The organism is Microvirga sp. GN3 (genome assembly GCF_055792825.1).
Genome location: NZ_JBVVAK010000182.1, coordinates 1 through 10,394, shown reverse-complemented (window position 1 = coordinate 10,394; position 10,394 = coordinate 1). Strand labels below are relative to the sequence as shown.

Annotated in this window: 9 protein-coding genes; 3 read left to right on the top strand and 6 right to left on the bottom strand. The window is 61.2% G+C overall.

All coding sequences use genetic code 11. From position 1 onward, the window contains the following. The 4 genes from ACS5Q1_RS41215 to ACS5Q1_RS41200 all read right to left on the bottom strand — a co-directional run. On the bottom strand, positions 1–157 hold a 157-nt coding region (locus tag ACS5Q1_RS41215), incomplete at its 3' end, for a helix-turn-helix domain-containing protein (protein ID WP_473103660.1). Between the two features lie 294 nt (positions 158–451). Next, on the bottom strand, positions 452–1,861 hold the full coding sequence (locus ACS5Q1_RS41210) for a virulence factor family protein (RefSeq protein ID WP_473103655.1): 1,410 nt from the start codon (positions 1,859–1,861) through the stop codon (positions 452–454). Continuing rightward, positions 1,858–4,521, bottom strand: coding sequence for a bifunctional lysylphosphatidylglycerol flippase/synthetase MprF (mprF, locus tag ACS5Q1_RS41205; protein WP_473103654.1), 2,664 nt, complete (start codon positions 4,519–4,521; stop codon positions 1,858–1,860). The genes ACS5Q1_RS41210 and mprF overlap by 4 nt, the downstream gene beginning before the upstream one ends. A gap of 219 nt (positions 4,522–4,740) precedes the next feature. Continuing rightward, complete coding sequence (locus tag ACS5Q1_RS41200; RefSeq protein WP_473103653.1) at positions 4,741–5,157, bottom strand: BA14K family protein; 417 nt, start codon at positions 5,155–5,157, stop codon at positions 4,741–4,743. Between the two features lie 917 nt (positions 5,158–6,074). Between ACS5Q1_RS41200 and ACS5Q1_RS41195 the strand changes: the two genes are divergently transcribed. After that, complete coding sequence (locus ACS5Q1_RS41195) at positions 6,075–6,200, top strand: hypothetical protein (protein ID WP_473103652.1); 126 nt, start codon at positions 6,075–6,077, stop codon at positions 6,198–6,200. 156 nt (positions 6,201–6,356) lie between these two features. Here ACS5Q1_RS41195 and ACS5Q1_RS41190 read toward each other — a convergent pair whose 3' ends face one another. Further along, positions 6,357–6,824, bottom strand: a complete 468-nt coding sequence (locus ACS5Q1_RS41190; protein WP_473103651.1) for a DUF1203 domain-containing protein — start codon at positions 6,822–6,824, stop codon at positions 6,357–6,359. A 149-nt stretch (positions 6,825–6,973) separates the two neighbouring features. On the opposite strand from ACS5Q1_RS41190, the gene ACS5Q1_RS41185 reads away from it, so the two are divergent. Then, complete coding sequence (locus ACS5Q1_RS41185) at positions 6,974–7,174, top strand: hypothetical protein (RefSeq protein WP_473103650.1); 201 nt, start codon at positions 6,974–6,976, stop codon at positions 7,172–7,174. A gap of 126 nt (positions 7,175–7,300) precedes the next feature. Here the strand turns inward: ACS5Q1_RS41185 and ftsH are convergent, their stop codons facing one another. Then, a complete protein-coding gene (ftsH, locus tag ACS5Q1_RS41180) occupies positions 7,301–9,157 on the bottom strand; it encodes an ATP-dependent zinc metalloprotease FtsH (protein ID WP_473103649.1) in 1,857 nt (618 codons plus the stop codon). Positions 9,158–9,538: 381 nt separating this feature from the next. Between ftsH and ACS5Q1_RS41175 the strand changes: the two genes are divergently transcribed. Beyond that, positions 9,539–10,394 (top strand): trypsin-like peptidase domain-containing protein (locus tag ACS5Q1_RS41175; RefSeq protein WP_473103648.1); only part of this gene is annotated, 856 nt, incomplete at its 3' end.

The window sequence follows — 10,394 nt, the reverse complement described above, 5'->3', positions numbered from 1 at the left end:
TCAGCTGCTCGGTTTCATCGGACAGTGCCTTTGTCCCTGCCCTCCGGCCTCCTGTGCGGGGCTGGAGCATGCCCACGGTACCGAATGTTCGGTAAAGGTCGATCAGCCGGTAGAGCGTCGCCCGGCTGACACCGAGCTCCCACGCGACATCCTCCACATCTGACCTCGGAAAGCTGCTTCCATGCCGCTCAACGAGCCGGCGGATCGCCTCATGTCGTCGACAACCTTCAGCCCATCGCGCAGCCTTTTCGGCTTCATCCCCGTGAAGTTCGCTGTCGCTCACGCCCGCCCCGAATCCAGACAACGTTTGAGAGCCGGAATCTCACGTTAACTGCCCAAAGCCAACGAGAATCTCAGGTTAAGTGCCCAAACTTTCGTCTCAGCACCCAAGCTAAGTCACTGAAATGATTAGATCGCCTGTCTCACGCCAAAGTGCCCAGCGACAGCCGGTCTAAAGCCTTGGGCTTCCGTTCTGCAGACGTGCCCAAATCGCCTCCGCGGCTTTGGTGTAGTCTCCATCGAAATGGTGACCGCCTTCAAGGGCGATCCGCTGCGCCTGGCCGAGTTCGGGAGCTGTACACGAGGTTTCGTTGTCCTCTGCCTCCTCCTTGCCGTAGATGCACTGCGTCCGGTCGAGCGGCAGCTGACGAAGTAACGGAAGCAGAGGTCGGCTCTCGGCGGATACTGTGCCGATGAAACCTTCCACGGTCACCTCGAAGTCCGCATGGATACCCAATGCAAGCAACGAGACGACGGCCACACGGTCCTTGACGGGCTTCGGCAATTGCGGCCAGACATCCGGCATGATGTCCGAGCCAAATGAGTAGCCTATGATTGCATAGCGGTCCGTACGGAATTCAGCGCCATAGTGGTCGAATAACAAAGCAAGATCGGCGGCGACCTCCCCGGGGCTTCTCTTTGACCAGAAGTAACGCAGCGAGTCCATTCCGACAACAGCGACCCCGTGCTCGGCCAACCATTCGCCGATTGATTTATCGATGTCGCGCCAGCCGCCGTCGCCCGACATGATAATCGCGAGCCCCTTCACCGGGCCGTCCGGTTTGATGACTGACACGGGCAGTTGGGAGTAACCGTGCTCGCCGGTCCGGCTGAGCTGGCTCGCGCTCTCGACCAGGGCTTGCCGCGTCCAGGCATCGTCCTGCGCCAGCACGAATTCCGCGTCATTCTCGGATTCCTGAAAGGCCTCTATCCGCTGACGCTCGCTTTCAGGCGCGATGACACGCCAGGGCCCAGGCAAGTTTGCCTCGCTGCGAAGGACGAAGAGGCCATCTCCGGCAGGATCCAGCGGCGGATCGAAGCAATAGGTTCGGTCGGACCGCAGGACCGGCTGGAAGCCGATGCTGATCGCGCCGCCCAAAGTGTTCGCGGGAGCCTGAGCCAGGGCGGCGTAGGCGAAAGCTGCGCCGTCGCCCCGTCCGGCGATGACCGGAAAGAAGTAGCGCTGGAGGCCGAGCTTGCGCTGCACGGCCTGGGCGAGATCCTTCATGTCATCGGAGATGTAATGGCACTCATCCGAAGGAGGGGACTTGGCGAGCTCTGCACGGAACTTCTCGAAATCGAACGAGACCGCGATCAGCCCGCTCTTCGCGAGGGCGAGCGCATCCTGCTGGCGCGTCTGCGCATAGGACGCATCCTCCGCCAGGATGATAAGACCTAGGGCTGGGCGGTCGGACCGCACCACATCCACGGCGCCGAACTCGTCAACCTCGACCAAGATGGTGGAGACGCTCGGCCCGGTCACGGCCGACCAGGCCGAGCGACCCAGCAGAACACTTCCGAGTGTGAGAGCAACCAGTGCCGCCGCGATGATGAGCCCGCGGAATGTGCTCATTGCCTTCATAACCCTGCTTCCTTGCTGACGGTTCTGATCGGGCCGCCCGAGATCAGGTTCGTGACGTCGAGCAGGATCTGCGGCAGCGCCCATCCGCCAGGACAGGCGAGATAGCGCGGCTCCCAGACAGGACCGAACTTTTCCTTGTAGGCCCGCAGACCCTTGAAGCCGTAGAAGCGCTCGCCGTTGCGGGCCACGAAGGCAGCGACCTTGTGCCAGCTCGGAGCAAGACGATGCTCCGACAGGCCCGAAAGAGGAGCCATGCCGAGATTGAACCAGCGATAGCCCCGTACCTTTCCCTCCTGCATCAGGCTGACGAACAGAAAATCCATGAGGCCGGAGATATGGGGCACGTGGCGCATGAGATCGACCGCGATCTCGCCGCCCAGCTGACCATACCAGATGTTGGCGAAGGCGAGGATTCGACCCTTGCGCCGAACCACGGCGACATCGAAGCGGCACAGATACGTCTCAGACCAGAAGCCGATGGAAAATCCCTTCTCCCCAGCACCTCGCTCCGCAAGCCAAGCATCCGACACAGCCTTGAGCTCGGAAAGATGCGTTGGCACCTCGGCAGCCGGAATGATGGTGAATTCAAGGTTCTCGCGCTTGGCGCGGTTGAGGGCGGCACGCCCGTCCTTGCCGGCCTTGCCCTCCGTGGTGAACGTGGTGAGATCGACACGCGCCTCTTCTCCGAGTTTGACGAGAGACAGACCGCCATCGAGGTAGAGCGGCAGATGGCTCGGGCTCACTTGATAGAACACCGGCCAGCCGTCATGCCGGTCGACCTCCTCCAGGAAACGCCACATGAGGTCGGCCGCGTGCTCAGGATTGCCGACAGGATCGCTCATAGCAATCCAGCTCTTGCCACGTACGGCGTACATGAGAAAGGCGTCGCCGGCCTCATGAAAGAAGAAGCGCTTGTCCTCAAGCAGAGCGAGTTGGGCGTCTGCCCGCTCGGCACAGGCCAACGCAGGCGCGAGGGCATCGAACTTGAGCGGTTCGGCTTTTTGGGTAGAGGGAGAGCGATGAATCATCGCATAGAGCGAGAGGCCGGCGCCGACGATGACCGCGACAAGGCTGCTGCGCAGGAATCGCGATGCATCATCATGCCAGCTGAATTGCCACCAGAGATCATGGCTGTAGGCGAGATCCTGGAATGCCGTGAGGCCGAGCCAGATGGTGCAGCCGACAACGAACGCGATGGCGATGAGCCAGCGCGGCTCGAGAGGTTCCGCGAAGATGCCAGCCTTGCGGTAAAATGCTGGGCGATAGGCCAAGAGAAGGATCAACATCGAGCTTAGAATCAACGCCTCTTCCCAATCGAAGCCCTTGGCGAGTGACACGACGACCCCGGCGCCGATGACGATCACGGCGAGGATCCAGGCGCTCGAAAGACGGCGCATCAGGCCCCGGGAGAGAATGAGAAGCACCACGCCGGCCGTGCTGCCAACGAGGTGTGATACCTCGGCGAAGGGCAGCGGCACGAGATGCCTCAGCGCCCGGATGCGCGAGTAGTCATTGGGCAGCGCACCGGAGGTGAGGAGGACGAGGCCGCCCAAGAATGTCAAAGCGGCGAGCGCCATTGGCATGAAAGGCAGCATCAACCGCCGGATGCGTCGCGCCGCCTGGGCCAGCTTCGTGTCTGGATGGCGCAACTCGTGCGTGACGAAGAGCGCCACGGCGAACAGGAAGGGGATCAGTGTATAAGTGAGCCGCCAGACGAGAACCGCCGAGAGCAGGTCAGCTGTGGGAACACTCGGAAACGCCAGCAGGATCGCCGCCTCGAACGCTCCAAGACCAGCCGGGACATGGCTGACGACGGCCAACAGGATGGCGCCCGCGAAGACCGTCGCAAGAGCAGGAAAGCCGATGGTGACCTCATGGGGCAGGAGAACCCAGAGAGCCGTGGCCGCGGCGGACACATCGAGGAGGCCAAGACCCATTTGCGGAAGAACGGCTTTGCCGCCTGGGAGTCGAACCCGTACATCCCCCCAACCGATCTCCCGGCCGCCCTGGCGGTTCCACAGCAGCCAGAGAGCGAGGGCGGCAAGGAGGGCGACGCCAATGCCCTGGTTGAGGCCGGCAGGGATCCGGTCGAGGGAGGCGAGCGCCTGCGGCTCGAGCGAGGCGCTGAGACCCACAACGGCAGCCATGCCGATCCAGAGTGTAAGCCCCGCGACGGCTGTCAGCTTCGCCACCTCGGCAAGCGACAGACCGGCCGTGCCATAGACACGCCAGCGCACGGCGCCCGCCGTCATCAGGGGAAAGCCGAGGGTGTGGCCGATGGCATAGCTCGTAAAGGAGCCCATCGCGATCGTCGTGAAGTGAACCCGCTTATCGGTTATCACTCTCAGTGCCAGGGCGTCGTAGCCGACAAGGGCGATATAGCTGATCGCACTGAAGAGAAGCGACAGGCCGATCAGCGGGAGCGGCGTCTGCGCGGCGCTTGCGGTTACGGCTGCGAAGTCGAGGCCGGAAAGGAGTTCAGCGAGCAGGGCCGCGACGGCCGCAATGACGCCCAAAGTGACCGCAGGAGCAGCCCACCGCATAAAAGGGTGGCGGAGTTTATGCGGCTCTACCGAAGTGGCCTCGGCCCTGAGGCTGGAGGACTGAGGTGTGCTGTCAACCTGATCGGGTGTCGCGGTTCGAAGGGGGTGGGACGACATGGTAGCAATCTCGCGTCCGCCTTGGAGTCGGGATAGATCGGCGTGGATCTGTCGCAAATGCTTCTTAGTTATCGACAGTGGCTCAATCCCGCGTTCTTGCGGGATGCCAAATCGATGCCTTAGGCGCATGAAGGCAAGGTTAATGCGGCGTGTAGAACGCTGTGCTTTAACGGCGCCACGGATCGTCCTCGCACCATCCGTGTCGTGATCCTTGGGAACTCACTGACAGACATGCCGCGCCCCGTCGTAACCAAGATAGGTTCCGGTCGCTGGATCGAAGGAGCGGTAGTGCTGTGAGCAGTAGGCGATCCGATAAGGATCTGCTGAGGGAACAGCCGGGTAGACCGGCACGGCATACAAGGGTGCGGCCTCTTCGGAGGCAATCGCCCCACTGAAAATCGCGCCTGTCGCCAAACCGGCAATCGCCCCAGGATACCAGCCGTCGTGCCACCGGCCGGCATAGAGACGGCCGTGCAAGTACGAGGAATGGTCAACGGAGCGCCAACCTCCGGGGCCACCCAGGTGCATGCCGATGAACCGCGCCTGAGCGGATGTCGGCCAAACGCTTGATCCCAGGGTGAGCGCAGCCAGCAGACCAGCTATGATGGGCTTGTTGCTGTACGAGATGATGGACATGCAAACCTCCTGTTCCAGGCGAGCGATGATCCTTGCCCGTCCCCTTCCCTGTCTCCTGCTCGTTGAGCCTGCTGCCAAATATTGGGTAGCGTTGTCATAGTGTCAGCCTGTGAGATCTGACAGGATCACGGCTGCGTTTATTGGGAGTCGGAACAAGACCGGCTCTCAATGGCACGTATCAATCAAGGCAGCTTTTCCTTTGCAGCCAAGGTTTTTCCTGAGCCTCTAATCACAAAATCAGCAGTGGGAGCGGGAGGTCGGCATGGATGTGTCTGTGCGCGAGGCGCTCGTAGCATCACCACAGGGTTGGATGTGGTCAAAGGCTTCCAAGATGAAGATCATTGCCGGCGTCTGCTCGAGGCAACGGTCTGGCGCTTTATTGTATGGATCGGATTATGCACGCCTTGAAGGTCCACGTCCCCGCACGATAATATCATCCTGTATAAAGTGATTTCAGCCCCAAACCTTGGTATAGGTCCCTCAGACCAGGATAGCATTCCGCTCGCCCCATGTAGAATGGAAGTGTTCGCATCCAGCAAGATAGCCTGACTCTGAAGCCGAGACTGCCGACAAGGAGTCAGACGACCATGTTGAGGCGCTCGCTGTCCACGATTGCTATGTCACACACTCCCTTCGACCGGAGCGCCAACAAGCCTTGGAGACCAGGTAGCCTGCTTACGACGAATCGGCGCTCCCGACTTGGCGAGAGCCACGAGGAGCGAAGCAGCTCTGGTCGCCCTCGTCGAGCTGACGAACCCGGCTCGACCGCAGAGATCCTGGAACGGAGGCTTTCCAGCGAGGATGGAAAACATCACACCGCAGTCTGGACCCGTATAGCAGCCCAGCCCATTCGATCCAAACGCCACGACAGACTCGAATATTGCCTGCGCGCCGTCCTTTGCAGGTGGAGATCGCTGATGCTGCACATTCTCATGCTGGCCGCCGCGGTCGGGTTCTTTGGCCTATGCCTGATCTACAGCTACCCGCTGACCGGTACCGTATTCCTGGGGACACTCGTCGGCTACGCCCTTGTCCGCTCGTAGCGCTTCTGAAAGACGCAGAGCCCTGATCCCAACGGGTGCATTGACGCGGCATTCGATAGCGAAGACCACCAATGGTTCTCCAAGCTTGCAAGTATCCTTCGGTTTTCCGACCGCAGGACAACTCTCAATGCCATGATATTGATTGCACAGGACACCTCACGCCCGCTCGATCCGGCCGGAATAGCACCCGCGCCGGGCGTTGTGGACATGGATGTAATCGACCTGCGGGTTCTCGAAGAGGCGCCCAATGAGACTCTCGATCCCCTTGCCGTCGACGATGTCGGCATCAAGCATCATCCCGACCCTGTCGTAGGCCCGCAGCGACAGCAGCCGCAGGCGCATCACCTCGGAGATCTCGTTGATACGGTCATAGGTCTCCTCCGCGCTCTCACACACAAAGATGGCATGCGTCGCCCGGTACGGCGTCTCGGCGGGCTGGCAGACATGGTTGAGAAGCAGGAGCGTCTCGCCCACCTTCGCGTCACGCATCTCGATGCGGTCCGGGTAGCCTGGGCTCTCGTCGGCGCCGTAGCGCCTCACACCATGGCTCGCGAGCTCGTCCTCGCTCAACCCGTAGAGGTGGCGGAACGGCTCCGGCGACACGCCGACAACACGAAAGTCCATGAACGATCCTCCTTGCTCAATCAGCCTCTCGATGATCAATGACGGTTCAGAGGAGGGCCACCCGATTCCTGTGATGCTGTTCCTGAACAGCCATGTTGCATGCACGGATGGAGATGGGTGGCTCTTTCTACAAGTCCTACGAACAGGGCATGACCGTCTTCATCTCCCTGTTGCGAGCCGTCAGTCTTGTCGGGACGGGCAAGCTGCCCATAATCGAGTTCAGGAGTCTGTTCCAGGTAGCTGCTGGCTTTTGCTACTTAACGCTGGATCAAAAGTCTGCTCTTGTGGCAATTGTCGCCGCGTTTGGGAAGGTAACGCGCATTCTCGATCGTGCATCCACCTTCCTGTAGACTTGGTTCGATCACGCTATTGTCGAGACCCTTAGAAATCTCGAAAGCCAATGTGACTTTACGCATTGTCTCCCCGATTGCGGAAGACCTATCATTCCGAGAGGAGGCCCATCCTGCAGGCTTCCCTCATTGTGCGCTCCGTTCGGGCTCGCGATGCTCCGCGGAACCAGCCTCCCCTGCCCTACGCAAAGGCAGAAAATCATCAGCCGTGATGGTTTCCTTCGCGAGCAGCATCTCCGCACCTTGGTCGAGATCAGCCCTGCTTGCCTTTAGAATGCTGAGCGCAGTGTGATAGGCGGCCGCCACGATGTCGCGTGCAGCCAAATCAATCTCCCGGATCGTAGCTTCCGAGGCATTCGGTCGATCGATGCCTTGCATCCCGAGGAACGACTGCGACGGAGCATAGGTCCGCAGGCCGGTCGCCTCTGCCATGCCGTATCGTGTCACCATCATGAGAGCGATGTCGGTCGCACGCTGCAAGTCATCTGCCGCCCCCGTCGAGGCATTCCCGAAGACGAGAGCTTCGGCTGCTCGCCCTCCCATCAGCACCGCAATCCGGTTGCGCAGGTCGCTGTCGGCGAGCAGGAAGTGATCCTCTGTCGGCCGCTGCATCGTGTAGCCGAGGGCGCCGACGCCACGCGGGATGATGGATACCTTGAGGACAGGATCGACACCGGGCAAGCTCGCGGCAACAAGCGCGTGCCCCATTTCGTGACAGGCGACCCTCTGGCGCTCTTCGTCGGAGAGCACGCAACTTTTCTTTTCGAGGCCAGCAACGATCCGTTCGATAGCAGTCGTGAAATCGTCGAACGCCACCTCCAGGGCATTGCGCCGGGTTGCGATGTTTGCGGCCTCGTTGACGAGATTGGCGAGATCGGCTCCCGTGAAGCCGATGGTCATTCCGGCAACGTCCTTGAGGTTCACTCGGGGCGCGAGTCGGATGTTGCGGATATGGAGTTTGAGAATGTCCGCTCGGCCACTTCGGTCGGGCCGGTCCACTAGAACCTGCCGGTCGAAGCGGCCCGGTCTTAGCAAAGCGGGATCAAGCACCTCAGGGCGGTTTGTCGCCGCCAGCAGGATGAATCCACTGGAAGGGTCGAATCCGTCAAGCTCCGCCAAGAGCTGGTTCAGGGTCTGTTCCTTCTCGTCATAGCCGCCAACGAGGCCGCCAGTGGTGCGGCTGCGTCCCAGTGCATCGAGTTCGTCGATGAAGATGATGCAGGGCGCCGCCTTGCGGGCTTGCTCGAACAGGTCGCGCACCCGCGCTGCGCCGACGCCGACGAACATCTCGACGAACTCCGACCCTGAGATCGAAAAGAAAGGGACGCCGGCTTCCCCGGCCACTGCTCGTGCAAGCAGTGTCTTTCCGGTTCCAGGCGGGCCCGCCAGAAGGATTCCCTTCGGAGCCCGCGCACCGAGCCGACAATAGGCTCTCGGATCTCTGAGAAAGCGCACGACCTCCTGCAGCTCGAATTTTGCCTCATCGACGCCAGCCACATCCTTGAAGGTGACCTTTGTGTCGGTCTCGACGTAGACTTTCGCCTTCGATTTGCCGATCGTCATCAAGCCGCCGAATCCTTGCCGCTCGGCCATTCGGCGGGACAGGAAGATACCGATAAGATAGAAGCTGACGATCGGCAGGACCCAGGCCAGGATCGTCCAAAACGGGCTTGGCGGCGCCGCCCCCGAGACGACGACCCCCTTGGCGGCAAGTTTGTCCACCAGATCCGGATCGACGCGCATCACGGTGAAAAGACGCCGCCCGTCGGGAAGAGGAGCTTTTAGCGTTCCGGTGATGGTGTCCGGGTCGACTGTGACCTCGGCGACCTTACCCTCTGAGACCAGCTCATCGAACTGGCTATACGAAATCGTGTCGACCTGCGTATAGGCAGTCCAGAGATATTGAACGGTCATGACGCCCAGGAACGCCGCGAAAGCATACCAAACGATCCATCTCTGGTTGCGGGCGCTACTGTCTATCATACTCCCTCCGAACCGGATCCGCGCTCGATCAGCCAATCGGCACCGGATTAGATGCTCCCCAAAACTTGGAGTTTCTCAACTGCCCTTCAGCCTGCGAGTTCTGACAGGTAGATCCGGCAACCTTGAACAAAGGGGAGAACGGAGCAGACGAGCAGCTGGTATAGCAAGGCCTCGGTTTCGGCTGGCCCAACCTGAAAGCTGCCTTCCGCCTGCAAGGGGGTGACTACTTTACAAACAGACCATTCCCGCGGGACGCGGGCCTGGCTCTGCAGAACCGGGTCTCTGTCAAATCTCACAGGCTGACACCGCGACGGGACCACCCAATGTTCTCGGGACGTGGATGCCGCCCGTGCGGCCGAACTCATTCATGGAGTGAATGCTATGTCAGACCCGAACTCTGTCCCGGTCCGGGCGCGCACCAAGCGGGGGCTTGCCTCTGTTGCGGCCATTGCCATCATCGCATCGGGTGCCATTGCCGGTACAGTGGGTTTTGAATCCCGGACACCGGCCTTCGCGCAAAGTGCGCCGGCTGCCACCGCCGCTCCAGCCCAAGCCGGAGTGCACGACCAGCTCCCGGCGACCTTTGCCGATGTGGTGGACAAGGTGAAGCCTGCCGTTGTTGCCGTGCGGGTCAAGGTCGAAGCTGCCAGCTCGGACGAGGACGGCCTCTCGTCGCGCGAGCTAGAACAGCTCCCGCCGCAGCTGCGCGAGTTGTTCCGCCGTTTCGGCCAGAGCAGAGAGCCGCAGGTCGGCATGGTGCTGGGCTCCGGCTTCTTCATCTCGACCGACGGCTACGTGGTGACGAACAACCATGTGGTCGAACAGAGTGGAACTGTCCAGGTCACGACCGATGACGGCCGCACCCTCGACGCGAAGGTGGTCGGCACCGACCCGAAGACGGACCTCGCGCTCCTGAAGGTGACCGAAGGTGGGAACTTTCCGTACGTGCGTCTTGCCAAGGCCACCCCGCGGGTTGGCGACTGGGTCGTGGCGATCGGCAATCCCTTCGGCCTCGGCGGCACCGTGACCGCCGGTATCGTGTCGGCCCGTGGCCGTGACATCGGCGAGAGCCAATACGACGATTTCCTGCAGATCGATGCGCCGATCAACAAGGGCAACTCGGGCGGGCCGACCTTCAACCTCAACGGCGAGGTGGTCGGGGTGAACACCGCAATCTTCTCACCTTCGGGCGGCAGCGTCGGGCTCGGGTTCGCCATCCCGTCCGACACGGTGCAGT